Source organism: Marinobacterium sp. xm-a-152 (assembly GCF_013282965.1).
In the GTDB taxonomy this organism is placed as follows: domain Bacteria; phylum Pseudomonadota; class Gammaproteobacteria; order Pseudomonadales; family Balneatricaceae; genus Marinobacterium_E.
In genome coordinates, this window is sequence record NZ_WBYI01000005.1 from 109227 (window position 1) to 135356 (window position 26130).

Genomic DNA, 26130 nt, shown 5'->3' on the forward strand with positions numbered 1-26130 from the left:
TCAGTGTGGCACCTCAACACGTTGCACTCTGGGTTTTGAAAAGAGAATCACTAACATTAAGCCTGATAGGGTTGTAACCGCGAATCCGATCAGTAGAGGCAGAACAGTGCCATCAAACTGCATGCCGATCAGCGAGCCAACCAAGACACCCAGCAACATGGTAAAGGCCCCAATAGTGCCTGAAGCGACACCTGCGATTTTACCGAAGGGCGCCATTGCCAACGCGTTGAGGTTGCCGAACAACAAGCCAAAAAAGAAGGTCGTAACAATCATCATCAGGATAAACACCTGTAGAGGAACCGTCAGCTGCCAAGCACCAATGACGATCGCCTCTAGCAATGAAATTAGACCCGATAACGCCATGACAAAGATGACCAACTTTCTGAGCTCAAAGCGGTAGACCAGCTTTGAGTTCATGAAAGAGGATATCCCAACCCCAAGCGCCATCATTGCAAAGTAGACCGGAAAGAGTGCGCCAGTATCGTAGATGCCTTGAAGTATCCCCTGTACGGAGACCAAAAAGCCAATCAATGATCCATGTACCAAGCCGCCGGCAAAGGTGTAGATAAACCCTTCGCGGGTCGTCACAACCTGACGCATCGCCTTCATCACTGGTTTAAAGGAGAGAGTCGATTGATGCTCTGGATTAAGCGTCTCCTCTTGGCGTAGAGAAAACCAGATCCAGGCCGCCGTTGTCAGCACCAACAGCATGCCAAACACTGCTCGCCAATCGGCGACAAGCAATACCAGTTGGCCCAGCATAGGGACCACAACGGGACTGAATATAAAGATGGTCATGATCAGTGACATCACACGCGCCATGTCGCGCCCAACGTATTTATCACGCACAATCGCCATGGTAACAACACGCGGACCCGCTGCACCTAACCCCTGTAACACTCGTCCCACCAACATGACCTCAAAGGTCTCTGCAAACAGAGAGATCAGGGTGCCGATCAGCATCAGTGTAAAGCCAAGATAGACCGCAGGCTTTCGACCCCAGGCATCGGCAAGGGGGCCATAGAAAAACTGCCCTACAGCCAGACCCAACATAACGCTAGTAATAACAAACTGATAACGGTTGTTGTCGAGGGCGTTAAGATCAGATCCAATTTCATGCAGGGCAGGCAACATCGCATCGACATAGAGCGCCATTAGACATTGCAAAGCGGCCATCAAGAGCAAAAACTCTGGCTTAATGGGAGATTTGGTGTTCATACCATTCCAAATGACGCGCGTGGCATCAATCGAGTTAAAGAGGTGTACCTACCTCTTCGTCTTCAATCACCTCAGTCTCTTCTGAGGCTAGTTGATACCACTCCATCAACTCTGGGGTCTGCAGCAGCCAATCTCGGTATTGTGAGGCAGGCTCTGTCAGTTCGATCTGATAGGTATGAAAACGAGAAGCAATCGGTGCAAAGAATGCATCTAGTATACCTAAGTCGACTCCCTTCTCGCGAGCATTAATGAACCAAGGATCACTCCAGATCTGATCAATACGCTCAATCTCTGATCGCACCGTCTCAGACACACTGATCGATCGCTGTGCACGGCAGTTCATCGGTAGCGCATGCCTTAGATTGGCAAAACCAGAGTGGACCTCAGAGACTATGGATCTCGTTTTAGCACGATCTTGCAGGGATTCTGGCCAACCTAATCCTGCTAGATGCGCTTCACTGAGGTATTCACAGATTGCTAGGGAATCCCAAACCTGAAGCTCAGAATCGATCAGCACCGGCACACGCCCTGCATCACTGTATTGGGAGAGTTTTTCATGGAAGTCCGACTCAAACAGGGCTAAACGTTCCAGATCAAAATAGAGGCCTGATCGCTTCATAAAAAACCAAGCACGCAGTGACCAGCTTGAGTAGTTGTGGTTACCAATAATCAACTTAAGAGCGGATTGGTTGGATGTGGCTAAATTCCACATGCAGAGGCGCCTCGTTTTTTAAGATATTGTTGATGGTACTCTTCTGCAGGCCAGAAGGTTTGAGCCGGCACAATCTCAGTCACGATAGGGTTCGCAAACACGCCACTGGTTCCAAGAACCGCTTTTGACTGCTCCGCTAAGATGCGTTGCGTATCATCTTGATAAAAGATCGCTGAACGATATTGCGTGCCAACATCAGGTCCCTGTCGATTCAGCGTGGTGGGATCATGCCATTGCCAAAAAGAGTCTAAAAGGGCTTCATACGCGATAAGGTGTTCATCAAATTCGATCTGCACCACCTCGGCATGACCCGTCTGGCCAGTACAGACATCCTGGTAGCTCGGCTGATCGAGAGCACCGCCCATGTAACCCACTTGAGTGCCGGTCACACCCGTCAAATCGGAAAATCGCAGTTCAACACCCCAAAAACAACCTGCAGCAAATGTAGCTAATGCCATACAAACACCTCCAATAATATCGAATGGATGTACGTTACTCTTTCAGAGTGTCGATCAGCACAGAGTGCCACGCAACTCTTTTTTCATCTAAGGTCATCGATGCATGCGCCGGACTGGTCGACGGCAGCTGAAAAAAGTCTATCCCCTTTGCTTTAGCAAACTGATCAAACCCAGCTCGTTTGAATAGCCTCATCGCTGCCCCGCCATTTAAAACAATGCACTTCAACTTGGGCAAGCTCTCGATGAGTTGATCAATTGGATTGTAGTGAACAGTCGATGACTTGATATCTGAATCCAGTGATCCCGGCCGTTCGGCTTCAGCAACGACGTCCCAAAACCCAATCCCACCTTCCAAGGCTGCGGCCAACTTCTGTTCGTAACTCATTGAATTTGGCATCTGCAGCCAGTCACACAGAATAGGCCAAAGCGCATTTCTAGGGTGGGCATAGTACTGCTGCTCAGCGATCGATTTTTTACCAGGCAGTGAGCCTAGGATTAGCAGTTTAGTGCTCGTATTGCAGACTGCGCTAAACGAGTGATCAATCATCCTTTTGGGTCCACTGAAGAATTCCTATATGCTATGGCCTTTCAGCCTAACTAAGCGGTTTTAACAACGCAATGTCGACCTATGCCATCGGAGATATTCAAGGGTGCTATCGAACACTGATCGCCCTACTTGATTCACTCCAATTCAGTGAAGATGACCAGCTATGGATTGCTGGCGATCTGGTTAATCGAGGTCCTGACTCCTTAGAGGTTTTGCGATTTATAAAATCACTTGGACCTCGCGCGCGCATTGTTCTTGGCAATCATGACCTGCACCTGTTAGCACTTGCCTCAGGTGTCGATCGAAAGGTAGGAAAAACATTAAAACCGATCATGCAGGCGCAAGATCGCAATGAGTTACTGAGTTGGCTTATACAACAACCACTGATTCAACGCTGTGACGCCTTAGGCTATGTGATGACCCATGCAGGCATTCCCCACATCTGGTCCTTAGAACAAGCTGAGCAACTGGCGAAAGAGGTGACTGATTGCTTAAACAGCACCCTGTCCGTCCACTATTTCGAACAGATGTATGGCAATAAACCCGCCAAATGGAAAGATGAGATCATTGGCTTCGATCGATTGCGAACGATCACTAACTACTTCACCCGCATGCGCTATATTAAACCCTCTGGTAAATTGGACTTTGACGCAAACGGTGGATTAGACGAACAGCCTGAGGGTTTCCTCCCCTGGTTTGAACTACCGACACAGGTCAGTTCTCACAAACAGATTACCGGTCACTGGGCGGCATTAGGGCTGCGAGTGGCACCCAATCATTACGCTCTCGACACCGGATGTGTTTGGGGCGGAGAGTTAACGGCTTTGAGACTAGAGGATGGATCGATCTTCTCGATCTCAAGCCAAGAGTTAAATCGTTAAGAATGACTAAGGATACTAAATGAATCAATTTAAACACGTCGTTGCAAAAGATGCCCTAGAGCTCATTGAGAAAGGCGCCGTTGTAGCCGACATTCGTGATGGACAGAGCTTTGCCAACAATCACATCAAAGGCGCTGTTAATCTAACCAATGACAACCTACAAGAGTTCATCGATAGCCACGAATTCGATTCGCCCATTCTTGTCTGCTGTTACCACGGTATGAGCAGCCAATCTGCAGCCGCTTTCCTTTGTGAGCGTGGCTTTGAAGAGGTCTACAGCATTGATGGCGGTTTTGAACGCTGGGTATTGGCCTTCCCTGAGCACTGCGAAAAAGGTTAACCATGCAGATCTATCTGGTGGGTGGTGCTGTGCGTGACGAACTACTCGGTCTTGAGGTTAAAGACCGAGATTGGGTCGTCGTCGGTGCCACACCAGAAGCGATGCTTGAAGCGGGTTATAGGCCGGTTGGCAGTGACTTTCCCGTCTTCCTCCATCCTGAAACGCACGAAGAGTATGCCTTAGCCAGAACCGAACGCAAAAGTGGCCGCGGCTACAAAGGGTTCACCTTCCATACTGATCCAAGCGTCACCCTGGATGAGGATCTACTCAGGAGAGACCTGACGATTAATGCGATGGCCAAGAGTGATACTGGCGTCATTACCGACCCATTCAACGGCCAAAAAGATCTAAATGCTCGCCTACTCAGGCACGTCTCTGACGCCTTTTTAGAGGATCCCCTCCGCGTACTTCGTGTGGCCCGTTTCCATGCGCGTTTTGCCCACCTTGGTTTCAAAGTCGCACCTGAGACCCTAGCATTAATGCAGGGTATGAGCGCCTCGGGTGAGCTGGACCATCTGACCACAGAGCGGGTTTGGCAGGAGTTTGAGCGAGCGCTAAATACTAAGACACCCAGTCAGTTCTTAACTACCTTAGCAAAGAGTCATGCCAACTACCTGCTGGCACCACTGGACAGGATTGCGTTGCAGGATTTGCATAGCGTCGATAGTCCACTACTTGAAGCGGCTGAGGAGCGATTTGCTCTGTTGTGCCACCTTGCGAATCTGAGCACCGAGGAGGTTGACGCCTTAGCGCTCAAACTCAAAGTCCCCAACCGTTTCAAATCGCTAGCTATTGCCTTCTCTAGACACTCAGCGACTCTGTCGAATTTCCCAACAGCTGATGCCGAACAAAAACTTCAGTTAATCAACGATCTTAAATTGATCAAGCAACCCACCGCCGCTGAGCCTCTGATCCATATTCACGACGCACTGCAGCAGGATAACCGATTCAACTCTGCTGACTTAGCGACAGCCGTTGAGTCAGTCGCAGCTGTTCAGCCAAAACAGGTGATGGCTGATGGATTCTCGGGTGCCGAGCTAGGATCTGAGTTGCGTCGCAGACAGATTGAGAGATTGTCGACTCTCTCTGCTTAACCCTTCAAAATAACGGCTAGAAAATAACCGATCGAAAGTAACGCGCACAAAAAAGGCCGCTCAATGAGCAGCCTTTAATGATCGATTTTGCTTAAGAGATCTTACCGTGACAGGCTTTGTATTTCTTGCCTGATCCACAAGGACAAGGTTCGTTACGCCCTACTTTACGATCATCACGTTTGAAGGTTGCTGGTTGTTCTTCGCCTTCAATACCGCTATCAGTCTCTTCACCCTGCATTCCCGTCGCAGCATCGTGTTTGAAGTCCATGGCCTGTTTCTCAGCCGCTTCACGACGCTGACGCTCCATCTCTTCAACATCTTCAGGAGCACGCACTTGAACGTGGCTGATGATACGAACAACGTCGGCTTTGATGTTCTCTAGAAGCCCCTGGAACAGTTCAAACGACTCACGTTTGTACTCCTGTTTCGGGTTTTTCTGAGCATAACCACGTAAGTGAATGCCACGACGAAGTAGATCCATCGTCTGCAGGTGCTCTTTCCAAAGCTGGTCCAGCACTTGAAGCATCACTTGCTTCTCGAAATTACGGAAGGATTCGGTTCCGACCAACGCCTCTTTCTGGCGATACACTTCAACGATCTGATCAAGAATGCGTGTGCGCAGTGTCTCTTCGTAGAGGTTATCGTCCTCATCTAGCCACTGCTGAATCGGCATCTCAACGGCAAAGCGTGTTTTGATCTCCTCTTCCAGACCCGGGATATCCCACTGTTCAGAGAGTGACTCAGGTGGAATAAAGGTGCTGATGGTGTCGTTAACCACCTCTTCACGGATCGCATCGATGGTTTCAGAAATATCATCGCTCGACATCAACTCATTGCGCTGATCGTAGATGACGGTACGCTGGTCGTTAGCAACATCATCATACTCAAGAAGCTGCTTACGAATATCGAAGTTTCGGCCTTCCACTTTGCGCTGAGCTTTCTCAATGGCATTGGAGACCATCTTATGCTCAATCGCTTCACCTTTCTCCATACCTAGCGCTTTCATCATGTTACGAACACGATCGGAAGCGAAGATACGCATCAAGTCATCTTCAAGTGACAGGAAGAAACGTGACGAACCTGGGTCACCTTGGCGGCCAGCACGACCACGCAACTGATTATCGATACGACGAGACTCGTGACGCTCAGTACCGATGATGTGTAGACCACCCGCCTCAAGCACCGCTTCATGACGCTTAGACCAATCCGCTTTAGCGGCTTCGATCTGCTCTTCTGTAGCATTTTCACCTAGTGCTTCAAGTTCAACTTCAAGCTTACCGCCAAGCATGATATCGGTACCACGACCGGCCATATTGGTTGCAATGGTGACTGCACCTGGACGACCCGCTTCAGCGATGACACCCGCTTCTCGGTCGTGTTGCTTGGCGTTCAGTACGTTATGTTTGATGCCTGCTTTATCAAGCATCTGCGAAAGAAGTTCAGAAGAGCTGACTGACGCAGTACCCACTAGAATTGGGCGTTGCTGCTCTTGGCAGTGCTTAACCTCTTTAACGATCGCTTCGAACTTATCCTCGATCGACAAGTAGACCAGATCGTTGTAATCGATACGTTGAATCGGACGGTTAGTCGGAATGACCACTACGTCCAGACCATAAATTTGACGTAGCTCGAACGCTTCCGTATCCGCTGTACCGGTCATACCCGATAGCTTGTTGTAGAGACGGAAGTAGTTCTGGAAGGTGGTCGACGCTAGGGTTTGGCTCTCCATCTGGATCTCAACACCCTCTTTCGCTTCAACAGCTTGGTGAAGACCTTCTGACCAACGACGGCCCGCCATGATACGACCGGTATGCTCATCGACGATGACAACCTGACCACCCTGAACGATGTAGTCACGATCTTTAACAAACAGGTGGTGTGCGCGAAGTGCCGCTAGGACATGGTGCAGCAGGGTTAGGTTCTGCGGAGCATAGAGACTATCGCCTTCCGCAAGAAGACCCGCTTCGATCAACATGCCTTCAACTTTTTCATGACCCGCTTCGGTCAACTCAACGGTACGGTTCTTCTCATCGACGTGGAAATCTTCATTGATCACCTGCGTCTCATCTTTGACATCAATCTCACCTTCAAATTGAGTCAGATGTGGAATCAGTGTGTTGATCGCTTTGTAGGTTTCTGAACTGTCTTCAGCAGGACCTGAGATGATCAACGGGGTACGTGCTTCATCGATCAGAATCGAGTCCACCTCATCGACCACGGCAAAGTTGAAATCACGCTGAACCTTATCGGTCAGATTGAACGCCATGTTGTCGCGCAGGTAGTCAAAACCAAATTCGTTATTGGTACCGTAGGTGATATCACAGGCATAGGCAGCGCGTTTGGTCTCACCATCCTGACCTGACACAACGACACCCACTGATAGACCCAGTGCTTCGTAGAGTGGACGCATCCACTCTGCATCACGACTTGCAAGATAGTCGTTGACGGTTACGACGTGAACACCTTTGGCAGAGATTGCGTTTAGATAGACCGCAAGCGTAGCGACCAGAGTTTTACCTTCACCGGTGCGCATCTCAGCCACTTTGCCATCATGCAGTGTCATACCACCGATCAACTGAACGTCGAAGTGGCGCATACCCATCACGCGTTTTGACGCTTCTCGACAGTTGGCAAAGGCTTCAGGTAGGAGCTTATCTAGAGACTCTCCCTGTTCGAGTCGCTCTCTAAATTGAGCCGTTTTCTCTTTGATCCCCTCGTCACTGAGTGATTCAAACTCGGGTTCTAGTTCGTTAATTTGTTTAACGATGCGGCCCATACGTTTAAGTTCACGATCGTTTTTACTGCCGAAAATTTTAGAGAGGAAAGAGGTAAGCATGATTGGGTCAACTAGTGAGTCATTATTAATTAAGTTTTTTATGGGGGCACTCAGCCTAAAAACAACCTTTTACTGAGTAAACCCTTAGCTATTTTGCAAAAAAATAGGGCCGATCTAAGTCGGCCCTGTTTTATAACATGTTTTGTTCAATCAGACAGCAGCTGCTGGACGCTGATATGAAATGGGGGCTTTGTGATCGTCAGTTTCGAAGGTCACCACTTCCCATGCAGATTCATCTTCTAGAAGCGTACGAAGCAGACGGTTATTCAGGAAGTGACCTGATTTATCGCCGTAGAACTCACCGATCAAGCTCTTACCGAGTAGGTAGAGATCACCGACTGCATCAAGAATCTTGTGCTTAACGAACTCATCTTCGTAACGAAGGCCATCTTCATTGAGGATACGGTAGTCATCAACAACGATTGCGTTATCAAAGCTGCCACCCAACGCCAAGTTTTGAGAACGTAGGTATTCGATATCACGCATAAAACCAAAAGTACGCGCACGTGCCACCTCTTTAACAAAGGAGGTGCTCGAAAAATCGAGGGCAGCATGCTGAGTACGGTTTTCAAATACTGGGTGATCGAACTCAATCTGAAAGCCGACTTTAAATCCATTGAACGGAAGGAATTTAGCAATCTTACCTTCGTGTTCAACCTGAACCTCTTTAAGGATACGGATGAACTGTTTAGGCGCGTTCTGCTCTTCAATACCGGCAGACTGAACCAAGAAAACAAAAGGAGCGGCACTGCCATCCATAATAGGGACTTCTTCAGCACTCAACTCGATGTAGGCATTATCGATACCAAGTCCCGCCAGAGCAGATAGAAGGTGCTCAATCGTCGCGACACGAGCGCCGCCCATAGAGATGTTGGTAGACAGCGTGGTGTCAGAGACATTGTGCGCAACAGCAGGGATTTCAACCACGGGATCAAGATCCACACGACGGAAGATAATACCCGTATTAACAGGGGCTGGGCGCAAGGTCAGGTAGACTTTTTGACCTGAATGCAGGCCGATACCTGTCGCTTTAATGCTGTTTTTGAGTGTGCGCTGTTTAATCATCCGCGGGGGCAACCAATCCAGTTATGACGTATTAACAGCACATCATAAAGGAAAGCCACCCCGCTTCCTAGCGTTTACTCAAAAAATATTCAGGTTCCGTTCAGCGACGAAGATAGGTCGGAACATCTAAGTAATCGAGATCCGCGTAGGGATCTTCAGGCTCCGGCTTATCCAGCAGAGCTTCAAGATTAGTTCGCTTCAGAATCTCCGGAAGCTCGAACGTATTGATGTCCAATTTCGCTTTAGGCTCTCTGTTTTCAACAACCAACACAGGTTCCGGTATAACGCTCTGCTGAGTAGAACTTAACCCTGTTGCTACAACCGTAACCTTAATCTCGTCTCCCAGAGTTTCATCGACTACCGTGCCGACCACGATAGTGGCATCTTCAGCGGCGTACTCTGCAACCAGATCACCCACTTCCGAAAACTCACCCAGGCTTAGATCTTTGCCTGCCGCTACATTGACCAAGACACCCTTAGCCCCTTTAAGATCAACCCCTTCTAAAAGAGGACTTTGAACCGCCTGCTCTGTCGCAATTCGAGCACGCTCATCACCTAATGCTCGGCCAGTGCCCATCATCGACATGCCCATCTCTGTCATCACAGTACGTACATCGGCAAAGTCGACATTGATCATACCAGGACGAGTGATCAGATCAGAGATGCCCTCGACCGCCCCTTTAAGAACATTATTGGCTTCCGCAAAGGCTTTGATCAACGTCACCTTACTACCAAGCGCGCTCATCAACTTCTCGTTGGGAATTATAATCAACGAGTCAACCGCTTCTTTAAGCTCAGAGATACCCTGATCCGCAATGCGCATTCTGCTCTTGCCTTCAAACTTAAACGGCTTAGTCACGACCGCAACCGTCAGCGCACCCAATTCACGTGCAACCTCGGCAACCACTGGCGCTGCCCCGGTACCTGTACCACCGCCCATGCCGGCCGTAATGAACACCATATCGGCACCCGCCAACTGTTCAGCAATCGCAGCTCGACTCTCTTGAGCCGCGGCACGCCCAACCTCTGGATTAGCACCTGCGCCAAGACCATTGGTCGTTTCGCGACCAATGTGCAGCGCCTCACTCAAAGTAATATCACTCAACGCCTGGGCATCAGTATTCACACAGATAAACTGAACCCCATCCATGGCTTGTGTACGCATATGAGCAACCGCGTTACCGCCGCCACCCCCGATGCCGACCACTTTGATCTTTGCGCCTTCTGCAGCCTGATCAATTAACTGAAACATCTTCTCTCCCCCTTTCAACTCTATTCCCCAATAGAGATGAAGCATTTAAATACCCTCGCTCAAATTCTGCTGATTGAGTCGTGAAAACCTGTTTTAGGAACGCTTGGTTCCTGAACCCTTTTTCCATTTAACCGCCACACCATTGGTGTAACGGATATCAACCTCTTCAATTGACTCTTGCTGCTTAACCAGCTGCGTTTCATAGACCTGTATGAAGCGCCTTAGTCTGGGCATCAGGTCATCTCGACCTGCGACCACTTTGATTCCATTATTGAGATGCAGTGTCCAAGCACCTCGAGACTCCAACTCCAGTCCAGCCAAGGTAATACCCGATCGAATAAACAGTGAGTTTAGATCCCTAAACTGCTGCATAATTCGAACCGTCTCGTGGGACGGTCCTGACAACTCGGGCAGGGCGTGATAAGCATCGACCCTCTCTGGCCAGAAGATGTCACCCTGGTGATTCAATAAGCCTCGATTTCCCCAACGTGCAACAGGAACCTCTTCAATCAACTTCACTTGTAAAGCCGGTGGCCAAGCTCGGCGCACCTCAACTTCATTGATCCATGGCTCCTCAACAAGTCGCTCTTGAATGGCGCCAAGGTCGAGCTCCAAAATGCGTCCATTGATACCCGCTGCTACCTGATTCGCGATGACAGTTTTATCGATGTGACGGGTTGCTCCATCGACAACAACGGTCTCTACAGGACGATTCAACCACTGGGTATACTCGCGAATCGCTGTGAATATCAGTGACAGCAAAATCCAGCAGATGGTCAGTACCAACACCGGCTTCCAGATCCAATCCGACTCATTTGCCACCTCGGACTCAACCAAACGATCAGCTCGCTCAAAGAGGATCTCCGCCTCTTGCGCAGCTGACTGTTGAGTCTCAACGATCTCAGCCACTTGAGTGGGGATCGTTTTTTTCCAAGGTAGGCTGAAGGCCACGACTATCGAGCCTCCATCACAATTTCGACACAGAGTTCACTAAAACTAATTCCGGCCTGTTTTGCCGCCATAGGCACCAGACTGTGATCGGTCATACCCGGTGTGGTATTTACCTCTAACAACTGAAACCGACCCGCTTGATCCATCATCAAATCCACGCGCCCCCAACCACTACAACCGACTACATGGAAAGCCTGCTCAACCAGACCTTGCATCTCTTCGATCTGCTCGTTATCCAAACCGGTATCAAACAGGTATTGAGTGTCATTCGCTTGGTACTTAGCATCGAAGTCGTAAAACTCATGGGGTGTCACAAGGCGAATAATGGGCAGTGCACGGCCATTTAGAATTGCGACGGTGAACTCAGGACCATTGACCCACTGTTCGGCGATCACTCGGCTATCAAACTGAGCCGCCACAGCATAAGCATCACGTAACTCTTGAGCGCTGCTGACACGACTCATGCCAATACTCGACCCCTCATTAGCGGGTTTCACCATCAGAGGCAGTCCGAGATCCTCAACGATCTGATCAAAGTCACTGCTTGGGCAAAGCGACGCATAGGCTGGAGTGGGTAGACCGGCACCTAACCAGAGCTGCTTGGTGCGCATCTTATCCATTCCCACCGCAGAGGCTGCGACGCCGCTGCCGGTGTAAGGCTTATTAATCAGTTCAAGAGCGCCTTGTAGCTGGCCATCTTCTCCACCAGGCCCGTGGACAATCAGAAACGCGCGATCAAATTCGGTTTCGACTAATTGAGTTAATGGGTTCTGTCCATTACCTGTCAAATCCAGTGCGAACGCATCGACACCGGCACTCTGCAGCGCCGCTAATACCGCATTACCACTGTTCAGAGATACCTGACGTTCTGACGCATTGCCACCCATGATAACGGCGACACGACCTAGGCTTTGCAGCTCTTGTTTGGAGTATTTAGTAATCGATTCAGCCATCAGACTTAGACCTCACCCCAGTGTTCACGTAGCTGGTGAGCCAGCGTTGTGATGTTCCCTGCACCCTGAGTCAGAAGCAGATCACCCGGTTGCAGAACCTCTTTCAACATCTCGGCTATGTGCTCATTTGATTCAACAAAAATGGGCTCTTTGCCACGTTGACGCAGAGAACGGCAGAGGGAACGTGTGTCCGCGCCTGGAATCGCCTCCTCACCGGCTGCATAGACCTCAAGCAGCAGTAGCTGATCGGGACGTTGCAACACCTGAACAAAATCTTCATAGAGATCACGCGTACGTGTGTAGCGGTGAGGCTGATAGACCATCACTAAGCGACGACCCGGCCAGCCCTCTTCGACCGCACTGATAACCGCCTGCACCTCACGTGGGTGGTGACCGTAATCATCAACCAGTGTCACGCTACCACTCTCTAGTGGCAGCTCACCCAACACCTGGAAACGACGGCCCACGCCTTCGAACTTCTCCAATGCTCGACAGATCGCGGCATCGTCGATCTCTTCATCCGTTGCCACGGCAATCGCCGCGAGTGCGTTCAACACGTTGTGGCGTCCTGGCATATTTAGACAGACCGAAAGATGACTTAGTCCACCTGGACGTCTCACCTTAAAACGGCTCTGCAGTCCATTCTGCTCTAGGTCATAAGCTTGGAAGTCGGCATCCTCGGAGAAGCCATAACTAAGCATGGGTCGCCCAACCTCTGGCATCAATTCGCGCACGACGGGATCATCGATACACATAACGGCCAGTCCGTAAAATGGAAGATTCTGCAGAAAACGGATAAAGGTCTGCTTCAACTTGCCGAAGTCGCCATCGTAGGTATCCATATGATCAGCATCAATGTTGGTGACAATCGCCACCATCGGCTGCAGGTGCAGGAATGAGGCATCAGACTCATCCGCTTCAGCGACTAAGTAGCGACTGCGTCCAAGCTGAGCATTAGTGCCTGCACTGGTTAGACGACCGCCAATCACGAAGGTGGGGGACTGATTGGCTTCTGCGAGAATAGAAGCAACTAAGCTGGTCGTCGTTGTTTTACCGTGTGTGCCTGCCACTGCAATCCCATGGCGGTAGCGCATCAACTCGGCCAACATTTCAGCACGACGAACCACCGGTATTAACTGCTCTTTGGCGCGAGCAACTTCTGGGTTGGTTTGATCGACCGCTGTTGAGGTGACTAGGACATCTATCCCCTCGACATTCTCAGCCGCATGGCCAATAAAAATGGTCGCGCCGAGTGACTGAAGTCGATTGGTCACTGCCGACTCACGGATATCAGAACCGGAAATAGCATAACCCTGGTTCAATAACACTTCGGCGATGCCACACATACCCACACCACCGATGCCCACAAAGTGGATTCGGTTAATACGGCGCATCTCTGGCACTTCATACTCTTTACGATGTCCGGCTTTTGGGCTCATAGGGCCACCTCCAAACAGATATCAGCGACCTGACGGGTTGCGTCTGGTTTCGCCTGAGAACGCGAAGCGTTAGCCATGGCCAACAGATCGGTTCGAGATTGATGTTGTTTCAGCCATTGAGAGAGTCCCTCGGCTGTTAAATTCTTTTGTGCAATTAGGTCTGCACCCTTTGCGTCAACCAAATACTGAGCGTTTGCTGTTTGATGGTCATCAACCGCATGAGGAAAGGGAATAAACAGAGCAGGCACACCGGCTATAGCAATTTCAGAGACGGTTAATGCCCCCGCTCGGCAGATCACCAGATCGGCCCAGGCATAAGCCTCATCCATGGATTCAATGTAGGGCACGACCTCGGCATCAACACCTGCATCAGCATAAGCCTGTTGGCAACGCTCAATGTGCGTTGGTCCTGATTGATGCCACAGATTGGGGCGCTCTTCAGATGACAATCTAGCCACAGCTTGAGGTACCAAGTCGTTGATCGCTAATGCACCCAGACTGCCCCCCACTACTAGGCAATTGATAGCCCCGCTTCGCCCTGCAAACCGTTTATCAGGCGCTGCAACATCCAAGATAGGGCCACGAATAGGATTACCGACCACTTCACCTTGTGCGCCCGATTTAAAGGCGTTGGGAAAGGCTTGGAGTACACGTTTAGCAAATCGACGAGACTGTGTATTCGTCAATCCAGCGACCGCATTTTGCTCATGAATCACTAGAGGCTTATTGAGTAGCCAAGCGGCCAGGGCTCCAGGCCCCGACGCAAAACCACCCATACCCAGAACGGCATCTGGCTGAACCTGCTTCACTACCTTGAAGGCCTGCCATAGCGCTTTAATTAATTTGAAAGGCGCAGCAATAAGGCTCAGTTTGCCTTTCCCTCTTAGGCCTGAGACGTTAATGGCATGCAACCTAATGCCCGCTTCAGGGACCACTCGATTCTCAATGCCACGAACAGAACCTAACCACTCCACCTGGTGACCCTCAGCACGCAACAGATCAGCCACGGCAAGTGCTGGGTAGACATGCCCGCCGGTACCGCCGGCCATAATGAGTAGGCGTTTAGACTGACTCATGAGAGGCCTCCTGTGTCCAGCGTGACCAGAATCGACTCCAACGGCTCTCAACGGGCTTCATACCCAGGCGCTCACGTTTCAGTTCATAATCGACGCGCTGCACGATGGCGATCATCGCCGCACAGATAATCAGTGATGAACCACCGTAACTCATCAGCGGCAGTGTCAGACCTTTGGTTGGCAAGGCGCCCACGTTCACACCGATATTGATCATCGCCTGACCCGCAAGAATGAAGCCGAAACCGTAGGAGATGTAGCTCATAAAAAAGCGTTGCTGCTTCTCAGCCTGGCGACCGATCAAGAAGATTCGAGCGATTAAAACCACATAGAGAACAACAACCGCCATGGCACCGATCAGCCCGAGCTCTTCCGCGAGTACTGAGTAGACAAAGTCTGTATGGGCTTCGGGTAGGTAGAAGAGTTTTTGTACGCTGTTACCAAGACCGGTTCCAAACCACTCTCCGCGACCAAAAGCGATCTGCGCTTGAGAGAGCTGATAGCCAGCACCGTATGGATCCGCCCAAGGATCCGAGAAAGACTGCAGACGTTTCAAACGGTAAGTTTGAGTCAACGCCATCGCACCGACCAACACTCCGACAACGCCAACAACAGTAACTAACTGTAACAGTCGCATTCCACCCAGGAAGATCATGCCCATAACCGTTGCAGTTGTAACAACGATGGCACCGTAATCCGGCTCTAGGTAGAGTGCAAAAACATAGAACGCCAGTGGAATAGCAGGTTTCACAACCCCCTTCCAAGTCGATCTAACCTCGTGTAGACGGCGCACCAGATAGCCCGCAATAAACATCACCATACAGACCTTAGCGACCTCTGAGGCCTGTAGATTGAAGCTACCCAGTCCTATCCAACGCTGACTACCATTGACCTCGCGACCGATGCCAGGCACTAAAACAATCAACAGCAACAACAGTCCCAAGAAGAGCAGCCAGACTGAGAAACGCTCCCATACAGTAATGGGAATTCTCACCAGCAGTGCAACCACTAACAGCGCTGCCACAACAAATAGGCCGTGCCTAAAAATGAAGAAGAATGGCCCACCAAATTTAGCCGCTGCAACATCCATAGAGGCTGAAGAGATCATGACAAGGCCTGTCAGCATCAGTGCTAGCATACTCATCATCAACAGTGGATCGAAAGGTAAAGTGCCCTGAGGAACACGCAGCTCCGCAGGCAATTTAAAATTCCAAAGCTTACTAAAATGGGGAAGTGTTAATCGCATGACAACACCTCTCTCACGGCCGCCACAAACTGATGACCACGATCTTCAAACCCTGTGAACATATCGAAACTTGCACAAGCTGGGGATAACAGAACCGCATCACCCGACTCTGCTTGAGACTCAGCCAAACGCACTGCGTCCATCAATGAATCGGCAAAACAGGTTGCTTCAAAACCGATCTCATCGGCCATCTGTTGGCGATCTTCCCCGATCAGAATGAGTGATTTTAAGTAGCGTTGGCTAGGTAGTTTTAGGCCCGAAAAATCCTGACCTTTAGCTTGTCCACCCGCGATCAAGATTAATGAGTGTGTGCGTTCTTGCGTCTCTCCAAGACCCACAACGGCAGCCAGTGTAGCGCCAAGATTAGTCCCTTTAGAGTCGTTGAACCAGCTGACACCCTCTCGCTCTGCAATCCACTGACAGCGGTGTTCGAGTCCCGGGAATTGAGACAGGGTCTTTAAAAGGGACGATAGTTTCAGTCCCTGAGATTCGCACAGAGCCAGAGCCGCCAATGCGTTCAACTCATTGTGTTCGCCACGCATCTTCATATCGGCAACTGGCATAAGGGCCTCAGCACCTTTTGCTAACCAAGGCTTACCCTCAACCATCAATCGGCCGTACTGATTAAGGTCGGGCGCTCCCAAACCAAAGGAGGTCTGTTTAGTACTGTTCGGTACTAGAGGTCTTGAAAGAGCATCTTCACGATTAAAAATCGCCTGCTGACAGTGGCGATAGATGCGGTGTTTCGCTGCATGATACCCCTGCATACCGTCATAACGATCCATATGATCTGCCGACATGTTCAATACGGTCGCAGCTGATGCTTTGAGATCATGCGTGGTTTCAAGCTGAAAACTGGAGAGCTCTAAAACATAGAGATCGGCAGCCGGCTTGGCTAATAGATCCAGAACCGGAATACCGATATTGCCGCCAATCTCTGCACGACATCCAGCATCGACTGCCATCTGCCAAACTAGCGTCGTAACGGTACTTTTACCATTGGAACCGGTAATCGCAATGATCGGAGCCGTTACCTCGCGAGCAAACAGATCAATATCACCGATCAATTTAGCACCCGATGCTATGGCTGCCTGAATCGCAGGCTGATCTTTAGCGACACCTGGACTGATCACTAGCTCATCTGCCTGACTCAGCCATTCACCATTGAGCGGACCGGTTTGTAGCTCAACTTCAGGGTACTGATGACGGAATGCATCAATTGCAGCAGCTGTCTCACGGGTATCACAAGCGGCAAACGGCAGACCACGACTTGCAAAGAAGCGTGCGATGCTCTGGCCAGTTTGACCTAGGCCAATAATGATTCTGCGCTTATCGCTGGTAATCAGTGACACGTTATTTCCTATCGTATTTTCAATGAGGCTAAGCCGATCAACACCAGTACAAAACTGATGATCCAGAAACGGACGATGACTCGTGGCTCAGGCCAACCCTTCAACTCAAAGTGGTGATGGATTGGAGCCATTCTAAAGATGCGACGCCCCGTCAATTTGAACGACGCCACTTGCAGAATGACTGAGACCGTTTCCAGCACAAAAATTCCGCCCATAATGAGAAGTACCAGCTCTTGGCGAACAATAACCGCGACCACACCCAATACAGCGCCTAGCGCGAGTGCACCTACATCGCCCATAAAGACCATCGCTGGGTAGGTGTTAAACCAGAGGAATCCTAAACCGGCACCAATAATGGCGCCGAGCAGAATGATCAACTCACCGGCGCCAGGGATGTAAGGGATATTGAGGTACTCTGCAAACTTAACGTGACCCGTCAGGTAGGCAAAAACCGCCAGTGCACCGGCCACCATAACCGTCGGAAGAATGGCTAAGCCGTCCAAACCATCGGTTAGGTTGACTGCGTTGGAACTTCCGACAATGACAAAATAGGCGAAGGGTATAAAAAGCAGACCCAGTGACAGCGCGGTATCTTTGAAGAACGGAATCAAGAGATCGGTTTCAGCGGGTGTTTCGGCCAACCAAAAGAGCGCCACAGCGGCCGCGGCACCGCCCACAGATTGCCACAGGTATTTCCACTTTGCAGGCAGACCTCGTGAGTCTTTTTCAATGACTTTGCGCCAGTCATCCACCCAGCCAACAGCACCAAACACCACCAGTACAAACAGCGTCACCCAAACATAGGGGTTCGTTAAGTCTGACCAGAGTAAGGTACTGGTGATAATCGCTAGAATAATCAGCGCACCGCCCATAGTCGGTGTGCCAGCTTTGCTTAGGTGTGACTCTGGCCCATCGTTGCGAACAGCCTGTCCTATCTGTTTTATCTGAAGCTTTCTAATCAGGTGAGGTCCCATCCAAAGCGCCATGGCGAGGGCCGTTAACACACCCATAATGCCGCGCAGCGTAATGTACTTGAAGACATTGAAGCCGCTATAAAACTGAGAAAGGTAATCTGCTAAGTAGACCAACATACTATTTTTCCATCTCTATTAGTGCATCGACGACACGATCCATCGCTGCACTTCGTGAACCTTTAACCAGCAGAGCACCCTCTTTAGGCAGGTTATGTGTTAACTCAGTAATCAATTCATCACGCGAAGCGAAATGACTCGCCCCTTCGCCGAAAGCTGACACCGCATTGGCCATCAGAGGACCCGTTGCCATCAGACGATCAACCCCCTGCTGCTTGGCATAACGACCGATCTCTGAATGAAGCGCCTCCGCGTCAGCACCCAACTCGGCCATATCTCCGAGGACAAGCAGGTGCTCGCCATCCAGAGTCATCAGAGTATCGATGGCGGCTTTAACGGCGGAAGGGCTAGCGTTGTAGGAGTCATCAATCAATGCAAGAGAGGGCTTGAGTGAATGAACCTGCAGGCGCCCCTTGAACCCTGTGTAGTTTTGCAGCGGTTTGATTGCGCTGGCAATGGGCTGACCCGAAGCGACCCAAGCAGCAAGGGCTGCAAGCGCATTGAAGACCATGTGACGCCCCATAACAGAGAGCTGAACAGCGTATTGATTGCCTTGATATGTCAGAGTAAATCCAAAGCAACCCTGGTCATTCACTCTCAGATTCGTTGCGGATAACTCTGCCGATTCATTCAAACCAAAACCGATCCAGCGCTTATTCAAACGATCCAGCTTATCTGTCCAAACCTGGGCATGCGGATCATCTAAATTAACGATTCCGACTCCGCTCTCAACGAGGCCGTTATAGATCTCTGACTTAGCCTGCACGATATTCTCAAGGCTACCGAACCCCTCTACATGGGCTTCCATTGCATTGTTAAGAATGGCGATATTTGGCTGAGTCAGTGCAGCGGTGTAATCGATCTCACCGACTGCGCTAGCACCCAATTCAATCACTGCAAACTGATGATCGGGTGAGAGCTCAAGCAGGGTCAGTGGTGCACCAATGTCATTATTCAAATTGCCCTGAGTAGCCAAAGTGGGCGCCAGCGAGGAGAACATCAATGCGAGCATCTCTTTAACACTGGTTTTACCGGCACTTCCTGTCACAGCAACCAACTGACCAGAAAATTGCTGACGATTCAGTGCACCCAGTTGTCCCAATGCTATTCGGGGATCGGCTACGACTAGCTGAGCAATAGGCAGCTCGAGTGGATGATCGACAACAGCGGCCGATGCACCTTGCTGACTAACCTGTTCAACGAACGCATGAGCATCAAATCGCTCTCCTTTTAGAGCGACGAAGAGATCACCCGAACAGGCTTTGCGACTGTCAGTAATCACACGTTCAATCTTTGTATCTGAACCTTTAAGTTCAGCGTTTAATACGGCCGCAAGCTCTATCAGAGAGTAATCGCGCATCATAGTGTGACACCTCCTCTCAATGCTGACAGAGCCTGTTTTTGATCTGAGAAGGGCAGGCGTTCGCCATTGATCTCTTGATAATCTTCGTGACCTTTACCGGCGATCAAAACGATGTCGTTAACCGATGCCTGAGCAATAATCTGATCAATCGCATCGGCACGACCGATCACTTCAAAGACAGGCTTAACGCCAGCAAAACCTTGCATCACTTCATCAATAATCGCTTGAGGGTTTTCGGTGCGAGGGTTGTCACTGGTCACCCAAATCCGATCCGCCAACTGCTCGGCAATGGCTGCCATCATTGGGCGTTTTCCACGATCACGGTCACCGCCGCAGCCAAACAGAGTCAGCAATTCGCCACCGGCCAAATGCTCTCGACAGGCGGTTAGCGCTTTCTCTAACGCATCCGGCGTGTGGGCATAATCAACGATGACACAAGGCTCGGTTGCGTTAGAGACTACTTCCATACGACCCGGCACCGGCTGAACTTTAGAGACAGATCGCTCTACATCACTTAGGTCATAACCCAGCATCGCCGCTGCACCGATCACCAGAGTCAGATTGGAGAGGTTAAAGCTACCCATCAGTGGTGCGTCTACCCTGATGGTTTGATCCATCATCTCTAGCGTAAATGAGAGTCCTTTGGCACTAAACTTAGGGTCGTACGAAGCGACATCCGCTGATTTCGATGTCGTAGAGAAGCTTAAGCGCCTTGCGTCGGTTGGCCTATTTAACAAAGTTACCGCGTACTCATCATCGGCATTAATCAATTGCAGCGGTGCCCCATAGGCGTCAAACAACTTCGCTTTGGCGGCGGCATAAGCTTCCATCGAACCGTGGTAGTCCAGGTGGTCACGTGACAGGTTGGTGTAGGCCACTAAATCAAAGGCTAGCTGATCGATTCGCCCCTGATCAATGGCGTGGCTCGACACCTCCATCACTACGCTGTCAGCGCCCGCTTCAAGCAACTCAGCCAGAGTTCTTTGCAAGGCAATCGGATCCAGCGTGGTATGACTAGAGACCTTAAGATCGTCTAAAAAGCCAATACCAATTGTGCCCAACATAGCGGCTCGACGGCCCAATTGTGAGAGCAGTTGAACGAGGAAGTGAGCACAGGAAGTTTTACCGTTGGTACCGGTAATACCGACCAGCGTCATCGAACGAGAGGGTGATCGGTAAAAGCGATCAGCCAACTGAGCCAAAGAGCAGATCTCAGGCTGCCAAGCGATCACCTCGACATTCAGTTTTTCAGCTAACTCAGATGCCTCAGCTGCCGTACCCTGCAATATAACCGCTTTAGCGCCCTTGTTAACGGCCTGCTCAGCGAAATCGCATGCACTGTAGTTGGCACCCGAACGCGCCACAAACAGAGAGCCGGTCTGATCTTCACGACTGTCTTGCGATAGTCGCGTAACAGAAACCTCAGAGCTCCTTAGGCCAAATGGCATTAGGAGTTCATTAAGATTCCACTGCATTGATAACTGGGTCATTTTGAGGCCACCTGCATACTTGCCTCTTCCCAGTTATCGGGTGGGATATTCATTAAGCGCAGCACACCGCCCATCACTCGTGAAAAGACGGGCGCAGCCACCGCACCACCGTAATACTCTTGGCCTTTAGGGTTATCGACCATCACCACCATGACAATTCGAGGATCACTGATCGGTGCGATGCCGGCAAATACTGAGACATAGGCATCTTCTGCGTAACCGCCAGCAACGGCTTTGTGAGCTGTACCCGTCTTACCCCCAACACGGTAGCCGGTCACTGCGGCCTGTTTAGCCGTACCAATTGGCGTAACAACCGTTTCCATCATGCCAAGCACCTGGGTAGCCACCTCGGCTGGCATCACGCGCTCACCCTTGGGCTTTTCGTCCAACTTGTAAAGTGATACAGGCAGTTTGACGCCCCGATTCGCGAAGGGAATGTACGATTGAGCTAACTGCAGCGGCGTCACCGATAGACCATATCCGTAGGACAAGGTCGCACGTTCTACCTCTTGACGTTCACTTAGGAAAGGCAGCACACCTGAGCGCTCGCCTGGAAAACCGGTATTGGTGGGCTGACCCAGTCCCATGTTAAACATCAGGTTACGAACCGCGTCACTCTCCATCGATAGCGCCAGCTTAACGACACCGACGTTACTCGATTTGGTGATGATGCCTGTCATATCCAATTCACCGTAATTACGGTGGTCACGAATGGATGAACCTCGAACTCGGATATAACCTGGGGAGGTATCGATCACATCTTCAAACTGGTAATCGCCACTCATTAAGGCGGCGGCAACTGTGATCGGCTTCATCGTTGAGCCCGGTTCAAAAATATCGGTAACTGCACGATTACGCAGCCCGATAGGGTTTAAATTTCGGCGATCGTTCGGGTTGTAAGAGGGCTGATTAACTAGGGCCAATACCTCACCAGTACGAGCATCGAGAATAACTGCCGATGCCGAATCGGCCTTATGCGTCTGAACCGCGTCTTTGAGCTCACGGTAGGCTAAATACTGTAAACGCAGATCGATACTGAGCGCTAAATCTTCACCTGGATCTGCCTCCTGCAGAGATTTTAGGTGTTTGATGGTGCGTCCCTTGCGATCCTGAAGAACCAGCGCTCGACCAGGTTCGCCATGCAGCATCTCATCAAAGGCCAACTCAAAGCCCTCTTGCCCTTTTCCGTCCACATTTGTGAACCCAACTAAGTGAGTTGACACTTCGCCGGTCGGGTAGAAGCGACGGAAGGTTTGATCGACATGGATACCACGAATATTGAGATCATTCACATGCTCTGCCAATTCAGGCGTCACCTGTCGTTTAAGGTACATGAAGCGGCGTGATGGATTCTCTTTTAGAGAGTTGAGTAGTGATTGCGGGTTAAGACTCAACAGACGAGCCAACTGAGGCAAGTTTGAATTTTGTAGATCAGTCTCTTTAGGGTCAGCCCAAATGGTCGCCACCGGTGCACTGACCGCCAAGGGGTCACCATGGCGATCGGTAATCAAGCCGCGATGCGCAGGCGTTAAGCGAGTGCGAAGCGATCGAGCATCACCCTGCTTCTGCAGAAACGCCTGCTCCGCTGTATAGAGCGACACCATCTTAGCGACAATCACACCAGAGATTAGCACGAGCGCAATGAAGACCAACCACAGCCGCCAGCCTTTTGCCGCTTGAGTCTGTACCACCTCTTCGTTACTCATCGATCGCCAGCCTAATCTCATTAGCTTTAGGCATCTTCATGCCTAAGCGCTGCTCTGCCAACACTTCAACTCGGTTGTTTGCACCCCAAGCCGACTGCTCTAGCAACAGCTGCCCCCACTCAATGCGTAGCTCGTCACTTTGACGCACCAGGACCTGATGCTGATTGAACAGACGACGGTAGTCGTAAGCGGTGTAGATCACCGCCAAGGCTGAGATAAAGATGAAAGCAATCAATAAAAAGCCAGAGACCAGAGGTGCAAAAAGCTGACCAAGTTCTAACATGGGCAGCTCTTTAGTTTGTTGCTTTGGCTTCTGCTTTATGGCCAGCCTATCCTTGAAGGGTATAGAGAATGGGATCATTTGAGTTTCTCCGCTATTCTCATCACCGCACTTCGGGAGCGTGGGTTATCAGACACCTCATCCTTGCCCGCTTTGACCGCCTTACCAATCGCCTTCAGCCGTTGATTCAACATATCCTGCGTAACCGGTATACCTGCAGGAAGATGCTCATCCCCTTTCACATAAGTACGAATAAAGCGCTTAACAATTCGATCTTCTAACGAGTGGAAACTGATGACTGCAAGACGCCCACCAACAGCAAGCACCTCTAGGGATTGATCAAGAACCTGCTCAACATCTTCAAGCTCTTTATTGATATGAATTCGAATCCCCTGAAAGGCACGAGTCGCTGGGTTCTTGCCTTTCTCCCATTTAGGGTTAGCTTCTGCAATGATCGAGGACAAACGAGCCGTTGTGGTTATAGGCTCTATCTCTCGCTCACGAACAACCGCCGCCGCCATGCGACGACCAAACTTCTCTTCGCCATAGGTAAATAGAACATCGGCGATCTCTTTTTCAGAGGCACGATTGATCCAGTCCGCGGCACTCTCGCCAGACGTTGTATCCATCCGCATATCTAATGGACCATCATTCTGGAAGCTGAAGCCACGCTTGGGATCGTCCAGCTGCGGTGAGCTAACACCCAGATCCATCAAAACGCCAGAAATCTTGCCCGTTAAACCACGCGCTTCGATAAAGGATTGAAGTCGTGAGAAGGAGCCATGCTCAATTGAGAAACGCGGCTCATCCGCAAAACGTTGATGAGCAAAAGCGATCGCCTCAGGGTCTTTATCGATAGCAATTAAACGACCCTCTTCATTCAATCTCTCTAACACCAACGCACTGTGGCCGCCACGACCAAAGGTGCAATCGACATAAATTCCAGCTGGATCTTGCACCAGCGCGTCGACCGCTTCGTTCAGAAGGACTGTGATGTGCTTGAAAGAGTCACTCATTGAGTCACCCCCTAAAGCGAAAGCGTTTGAAGATCATCTGGCAGAGCGCTCGACTCATCGGTCTCAGCCAGGTATTGATCTCGAGCGGCTAACCACTGGTCTTCGCTCCAGATCTCAAATTTGCGGCCCTGACCAAGAAGCACCAACTTCTTGTCCATCTGCGCATATTCACGAAGGGGTTGTGGTAATAGAAAACGGCCGTTCGCATCCAGCTCAAGATCAGTAGCATGACCTATCAACAGACGCTGGATGCGGCGGGCCGCGGGGTTAAAGCTTGGTAGAGACTCAATCTTCTTCTCAATGGTTTCCCACTCCGGTAACGGATAGAGAAGTAGACAGCGAGTTTCTGTATCGATGGTAACTACTAACTGGTTCTCGCAGCAGTCTGCAATTTGGTCGCGATAGCGCGCAGGCAATGCCATGCGCCCCTTCGCATCCAAATTGATTTTGTTGACCCCACGGAACATTCGTTACCACTCCTATCTGTGAATCTCTTGAGTTGCGACTTAAATCGCCACTCACGCGAAGAGCCGGCTCCCCCACCATTTCTCCACTATGACCCACTTTAACCCACTTTTTACCACTCCACGCCACTATAGACCCACACAAGCTGCAATGCAACTTCAAAAAAGTGGATATAAATTCATCTATTAGGGGTGTAAAAGCGGGGCGGTAGTAGAAATATCGCGCGTAATAAGAGAGCGGGTGACAGGCTAAAGCCAGTCGCCGGTGCAAGAAAATAACTACGGAGTGACGGTGTCAGGCCTTCAGCCTGACATCCGCCATGAGAACATCTTCCAGAGAGGAGAATCAGTTCACCAAATTGCTTGGCTCACCTTTGTGAAAATTATCGATATGACCGATCAACTGATCCCATAAAGTCTGCATCGCCTCTTCACTTGCCCAGGCAACATGAGGTGTCACTATGACATTTGGCCTGGTGAGGATAGCGTGAAACGGGTGGTCGTCGTTGATTGGCTCAGAGGTTAAGCAGTCGAAGCCCGCTGCTGCAATCTGCTGACTGTTTATCGCTTCAACTAACGCCTGTTCATCCACCAAACCACCCCGACCAGCATTGATCAGAATAGGTTGTCGAGACATCTGCGCAAACTCATCTGCACCAATCAATCCGCGCGTTTCCGGGGTCAGCGGGCAGTGAAGTGAGATCACATCACTTTGAGCTAGAAATTGATCGAAGGGGGTATAACCCTCAGGCGGGTTCTGTTCACCTTTACGTCCAGAATAGAGAACCTTCATGCCAAGTGCCGAGCAGAGACGCCCCAGAGCGCTACCCAATGCACCCCGACCGACGATTCCCATGGTTGTACCAGCAAGGTCTTTGATCGGGTGGTTAAAAAAGCAGAACTGCTGAGCTCTCTGCCACTCACCATCAATAACATCTTGGCGATAACCAACAATGGAACGACGCAGTGCAAACATAAGGGCTAACACATGCTCAGGGACGGTATTAGTCGCATAGCCACGAACATTCACCACACTAACCCCATGGGCACGAGCAGCTTCCACATCAATCACGTCATAACCTGTCGCAGCAACGGCAATCAACTTTAAGTCAGGCAGTTGCTCAAAAGCCTCGGCACGAATAGGCACCTTATTAGAGATCGCAATCTGGGCGCCTCGCAGACGTTCGACCACTTCAGACTGAGCGGTGCGATCGTACTCAATCCAATCATGTTCAAAACTTGGCTTGGTTATTGAGACCGTCGGACCAAGCGTTGATCGATCAAGAAAAACGGTTTTTATCAT

General features: G+C 50.4%; 24 protein-coding genes. 3 read left to right on the forward strand and 21 right to left on the reverse strand.

The features are described from left to right. Genes XMA152_RS06170 through XMA152_RS06185 form a run of 4 tightly spaced genes read right to left on the reverse strand, consistent with a single transcriptional unit; the run spans window position 1 to window position 2935 of the window. Window positions 1–1218 carry a multidrug effflux MFS transporter gene (locus XMA152_RS06170; protein WP_173483059.1) on the reverse strand — a complete coding sequence of 406 codons (1218 nt, stop codon included), beginning with the start codon at window positions 1216–1218 and terminating at the stop codon, window positions 1–3. A 34-nt stretch (window positions 1219–1252) separates the two neighbouring features. After that, window positions 1253–1930 carry a glutathione S-transferase gene (locus XMA152_RS06175; RefSeq protein WP_173481264.1) on the reverse strand — a complete coding sequence of 226 codons (678 nt, stop codon included), beginning with the start codon at window positions 1928–1930 and terminating at the stop codon, window positions 1253–1255. Continuing rightward, complete coding sequence (gene msrA / locus XMA152_RS06180) at window positions 1918–2388, reverse strand: peptide-methionine (S)-S-oxide reductase MsrA (RefSeq protein WP_173481265.1); 471 nt, start codon at window positions 2386–2388, stop codon at window positions 1918–1920. The genes XMA152_RS06175 and msrA overlap by 13 nt, the downstream gene beginning before the upstream one ends. A 34-nt stretch (window positions 2389–2422) precedes the next feature. Continuing rightward, a complete protein-coding gene (locus XMA152_RS06185; protein WP_173483060.1) occupies window positions 2423–2935 on the reverse strand; it encodes a DNA-deoxyinosine glycosylase in 513 nt (170 codons plus the stop codon). A gap of 71 nt (window positions 2936–3006) precedes the next feature. On the opposite strand from XMA152_RS06185, the gene XMA152_RS06190 reads away from it, so the two are divergent. The 3 genes from XMA152_RS06190 to XMA152_RS06200 are packed head-to-tail and all read left to right on the forward strand — an operon-like array spanning window position 3007 to window position 5250. Next, a complete protein-coding gene (locus XMA152_RS06190; protein WP_173481267.1) occupies window positions 3007–3816 on the forward strand; it encodes a symmetrical bis(5'-nucleosyl)-tetraphosphatase in 810 nt (269 codons plus the stop codon). Between the two features lie 19 nt (window positions 3817–3835). Beyond that, the gene (gene glpE, locus XMA152_RS06195) at window positions 3836–4156 is read left to right on the forward strand and encodes a thiosulfate sulfurtransferase GlpE (RefSeq protein ID WP_173481268.1); all 321 of its coding nucleotides are present in this window, start codon (window positions 3836–3838) and stop codon (window positions 4154–4156) included. Window positions 4157–4158: 2 nt separating this feature from the next. Further along, window positions 4159–5250, forward strand: a complete 1092-nt coding sequence (locus XMA152_RS06200) for a hypothetical protein (protein ID WP_173481269.1) — start codon at window positions 4159–4161, stop codon at window positions 5248–5250. 91 nt (window positions 5251–5341) lie between these two features. Here XMA152_RS06200 and secA read toward each other — a convergent pair whose 3' ends face one another. The 17 genes from secA to XMA152_RS06285 all read right to left on the reverse strand — a co-directional run bounded on the left by secA (window position 5342) and on the right by XMA152_RS06285 (window position 26130). Continuing rightward, window positions 5342–8086 (reverse strand): preprotein translocase subunit SecA, encoded by a 2745-nt coding sequence (gene secA, locus XMA152_RS06205; protein WP_173481270.1) that lies wholly within the window; start codon window positions 8084–8086, stop codon window positions 5342–5344. A gap of 150 nt (window positions 8087–8236) precedes the next feature. Continuing rightward, entirely contained in the window at window positions 8237–9151 is a 915-nt protein-coding gene (gene lpxC, locus XMA152_RS06210; protein ID WP_173481271.1) for a UDP-3-O-acyl-N-acetylglucosamine deacetylase, read from the reverse strand. 100 nt (window positions 9152–9251) lie between these two features. Continuing rightward, on the reverse strand, window positions 9252–10403 hold the full coding sequence (gene ftsZ, locus XMA152_RS06215; RefSeq protein WP_173483061.1) for a cell division protein FtsZ: 1152 nt from the start codon (window positions 10401–10403) through the stop codon (window positions 9252–9254). 93 nt (window positions 10404–10496) lie between these two features. Next, window positions 10497–11354 (reverse strand): cell division protein FtsQ/DivIB, encoded by an 858-nt coding sequence (locus tag XMA152_RS06220; protein ID WP_371813287.1) that lies wholly within the window; start codon window positions 11352–11354, stop codon window positions 10497–10499. Between the two features lie 2 nt (window positions 11355–11356). After that, window positions 11357–12307, reverse strand: coding sequence for a D-alanine--D-alanine ligase (locus tag XMA152_RS06225; RefSeq protein WP_173481273.1), 951 nt, complete (start codon window positions 12305–12307; stop codon window positions 11357–11359). Window positions 12308–12312: 5 nt separating this feature from the next. After that, window positions 12313–13746, reverse strand: a complete 1434-nt coding sequence (gene murC, locus XMA152_RS06230; protein ID WP_173481274.1) for a UDP-N-acetylmuramate--L-alanine ligase — start codon at window positions 13744–13746, stop codon at window positions 12313–12315. Then, on the reverse strand, window positions 13743–14822 hold the full coding sequence (gene murG, locus XMA152_RS06235) for an undecaprenyldiphospho-muramoylpentapeptide beta-N-acetylglucosaminyltransferase (protein WP_173483062.1): 1080 nt from the start codon (window positions 14820–14822) through the stop codon (window positions 13743–13745). Before murG ends, murC begins: the two co-directional genes overlap by 4 nt. After that, window positions 14809–16065 (reverse strand): putative lipid II flippase FtsW, encoded by a 1257-nt coding sequence (gene ftsW, locus XMA152_RS06240; protein WP_173483063.1) that lies wholly within the window; start codon window positions 16063–16065, stop codon window positions 14809–14811. The genes murG and ftsW overlap by 14 nt, the downstream gene beginning before the upstream one ends. Beyond that, window positions 16056–17417, reverse strand: a complete 1362-nt coding sequence (gene murD / locus XMA152_RS06245) for a UDP-N-acetylmuramoyl-L-alanine--D-glutamate ligase (protein WP_173481277.1) — start codon at window positions 17415–17417, stop codon at window positions 16056–16058. Before murD ends, ftsW begins: the two co-directional genes overlap by 10 nt. 8 nt (window positions 17418–17425) lie before the next feature. Further along, window positions 17426–18508, reverse strand: coding sequence for a phospho-N-acetylmuramoyl-pentapeptide-transferase (gene mraY, locus XMA152_RS06250; RefSeq protein WP_173481278.1), 1083 nt, complete (start codon window positions 18506–18508; stop codon window positions 17426–17428). Window position 18509: 1 nt separating this feature from the next. After that, entirely contained in the window at window positions 18510–19871 is a 1362-nt protein-coding gene (gene murF / locus XMA152_RS06255) for a UDP-N-acetylmuramoyl-tripeptide--D-alanyl-D-alanine ligase (protein WP_173483064.1), read from the reverse strand. Next, window positions 19868–21361: a UDP-N-acetylmuramoyl-L-alanyl-D-glutamate--2,6-diaminopimelate ligase gene (locus XMA152_RS06260; RefSeq protein ID WP_254443123.1), complete on the reverse strand. Its 1494-nt coding sequence runs from the start codon at window positions 21359–21361 to the stop codon at window positions 19868–19870. Before XMA152_RS06260 ends, murF begins: the two co-directional genes overlap by 4 nt. Further along, window positions 21358–23067 carry a penicillin-binding protein 2 gene (locus tag XMA152_RS06265; protein ID WP_173483065.1) on the reverse strand — a complete coding sequence of 570 codons (1710 nt, stop codon included), beginning with the start codon at window positions 23065–23067 and terminating at the stop codon, window positions 21358–21360. The genes XMA152_RS06260 and XMA152_RS06265 overlap by 4 nt, the downstream gene beginning before the upstream one ends. Beyond that, the gene (gene ftsL, locus XMA152_RS06270) at window positions 23060–23350 is read right to left on the reverse strand and encodes a cell division protein FtsL (protein ID WP_173481281.1); all 291 of its coding nucleotides are present in this window, start codon (window positions 23348–23350) and stop codon (window positions 23060–23062) included. Before ftsL ends, XMA152_RS06265 begins: the two co-directional genes overlap by 8 nt. 74 nt (window positions 23351–23424) lie before the next feature. Next, window positions 23425–24363 (reverse strand): 16S rRNA (cytosine(1402)-N(4))-methyltransferase RsmH, encoded by a 939-nt coding sequence (rsmH, locus tag XMA152_RS06275; protein WP_173481282.1) that lies wholly within the window; start codon window positions 24361–24363, stop codon window positions 23425–23427. An 11-nt stretch (window positions 24364–24374) separates the two neighbouring features. Beyond that, window positions 24375–24830 carry a division/cell wall cluster transcriptional repressor MraZ gene (mraZ, locus tag XMA152_RS06280; protein WP_173481283.1) on the reverse strand — a complete coding sequence of 152 codons (456 nt, stop codon included), beginning with the start codon at window positions 24828–24830 and terminating at the stop codon, window positions 24375–24377. A 343-nt stretch (window positions 24831–25173) separates the two neighbouring features. Then, window positions 25174–26130, reverse strand: a complete 957-nt coding sequence (locus XMA152_RS06285) for a D-2-hydroxyacid dehydrogenase (protein WP_173481284.1) — start codon at window positions 26128–26130, stop codon at window positions 25174–25176.

Bases quoted from the DNA above. Each gene is read 5' to 3' on its own strand.
- XMA152_RS06170 (WP_173483059.1), bottom strand. From the start codon at position 1,218: ATGAACACCAAATCTCCCATTAAGCCAGAGTTTTTGCTCTTGATGGCC.
- XMA152_RS06175 (WP_173481264.1), bottom strand. From the start codon at position 1,930: ATGTGGAATTTAGCCACATCCAACCAATCCGCTCTTAAGTTGATTATT.
- msrA (WP_173481265.1), bottom strand. From the start codon at position 2,388: ATGGCATTAGCTACATTTGCTGCAGGTTGTTTTTGGGGTGTTGAACTG.
- XMA152_RS06185 (WP_173483060.1), bottom strand. From the start codon at position 2,935: ATGATTGATCACTCGTTTAGCGCAGTCTGCAATACGAGCACTAAACTG.
- XMA152_RS06190 (WP_173481267.1), top strand. From the start codon at position 3,007: ATGTCGACCTATGCCATCGGAGATATTCAAGGGTGCTATCGAACACTG.
- glpE (WP_173481268.1), top strand. From the start codon at position 3,836: ATGAATCAATTTAAACACGTCGTTGCAAAAGATGCCCTAGAGCTCATT.
- XMA152_RS06200 (WP_173481269.1), top strand. From the start codon at position 4,159: ATGCAGATCTATCTGGTGGGTGGTGCTGTGCGTGACGAACTACTCGGT.
- secA (WP_173481270.1), bottom strand. From the start codon at position 8,086: ATGCTTACCTCTTTCCTCTCTAAAATTTTCGGCAGTAAAAACGATCGT.
- lpxC (WP_173481271.1), bottom strand. From the start codon at position 9,151: ATGATTAAACAGCGCACACTCAAAAACAGCATTAAAGCGACAGGTATC.
- ftsZ (WP_173483061.1), bottom strand. From the start codon at position 10,403: ATGTTTCAGTTAATTGATCAGGCTGCAGAAGGCGCAAAGATCAAAGTG.
- XMA152_RS06225 (WP_173481273.1), bottom strand. From the start codon at position 12,307: ATGGCTGAATCGATTACTAAATACTCCAAACAAGAGCTGCAAAGCCTA.
- murC (WP_173481274.1), bottom strand. From the start codon at position 13,746: ATGAGCCCAAAAGCCGGACATCGTAAAGAGTATGAAGTGCCAGAGATG.
- murG (WP_173483062.1), bottom strand. From the start codon at position 14,822: ATGAGTCAGTCTAAACGCCTACTCATTATGGCCGGCGGTACCGGCGGG.
- ftsW (WP_173483063.1), bottom strand. From the start codon at position 16,065: ATGCGATTAACACTTCCCCATTTTAGTAAGCTTTGGAATTTTAAATTG.
- mraY (WP_173481278.1), bottom strand. From the start codon at position 18,508: ATGTTGGTCTACTTAGCAGATTACCTTTCTCAGTTTTATAGCGGCTTC.
- murF (WP_173483064.1), bottom strand. From the start codon at position 19,871: ATGATGCGCGATTACTCTCTGATAGAGCTTGCGGCCGTATTAAACGCT.
- XMA152_RS06260 (WP_254443123.1), bottom strand. From the start codon at position 21,361: ATGACCCAGTTATCAATGCAGTGGAATCTTAATGAACTCCTAATGCCA.
- XMA152_RS06265 (WP_173483065.1), bottom strand. From the start codon at position 23,067: ATGAGTAACGAAGAGGTGGTACAGACTCAAGCGGCAAAAGGCTGGCGG.
- ftsL (WP_173481281.1), bottom strand. From the start codon at position 23,350: ATGTTAGAACTTGGTCAGCTTTTTGCACCTCTGGTCTCTGGCTTTTTA.
- rsmH (WP_173481282.1), bottom strand. From the start codon at position 24,363: ATGAGTGACTCTTTCAAGCACATCACAGTCCTTCTGAACGAAGCGGTC.
- mraZ (WP_173481283.1), bottom strand. From the start codon at position 24,830: ATGTTCCGTGGGGTCAACAAAATCAATTTGGATGCGAAGGGGCGCATG.
- XMA152_RS06285 (WP_173481284.1), bottom strand. From the start codon at position 26,130: ATGATAAAAACCGTTTTTCTTGATCGATCAACGCTTGGTCCGACGGTC.